Source organism: Streptomyces sp. CA189 (assembly GCF_056428985.1).
Window position 1 is genome coordinate 1 of record NZ_JBWJVM010000215.1, and the last position, 527, is coordinate 527.

At 57.7% G+C, this 527-nt stretch carries 1 protein-coding gene and 1 pseudogene; both read left to right on the plus strand.

All coding sequences use genetic code 11. The annotated features are described in order from the left end of the window. Window positions 1-140: 140 nt before the first annotated feature. Window positions 141-288, plus strand: a pseudogene (locus AC061S_RS44600) (IS3 family transposase); the annotation flags it as partial. 49 nt (window positions 289-337) lie between these two features. After that, the coding region (locus tag AC061S_RS44605) for a LysR substrate-binding domain-containing protein (protein WP_322207363.1) at window positions 338-527 on the plus strand (190 nt) is incomplete at its 3' end.

Here is a 527-nt window from a genome sequence, read left to right on the forward strand (position 1 = left end):
CTCCTGAACAGTGGTGGGGCTTGTAGTGGTCCACTGATGCCGGATACCGATTTAGGCAAGAATCCTCGCCGAGAGAGAGGTGTCTGATGAGCAAGCAATGACGTACGTTTTCCGCCGAGTTCAAGCGAGAGGTCGCTGCCGTGGTGCTGGGCCAAAGCTACTACCATATCGACGCCTACCGTTCGCCGGGGGGAGTGGATTCGGCCTTGCAGCATTGGGCAGCAGCTCCCACAGGAGCACGATGGCGTGATCCCGAAGAGCAAAGCGCCTCCCCCCAGGCAGCAGAAACCAAGCCAGAAATGAAATAAAGGAACACACCTCTTCGGCCGTAGGTACGTTGAGAGTCTCGGCACCGGTCGCGTTCGACCGGCGACATATCGCACCACTGCTCAGCACACTGCTGAAAAAGAATCCCGGCCTCAAACTGGATTTCTCCCTGAACGACAGGTTTGTCGATCCCGTCGGGGAAAAACTCGATCTCTGCATCCGTCTCGGCATCCTGCCGGACAGCAGCCTGATCTGCTCGA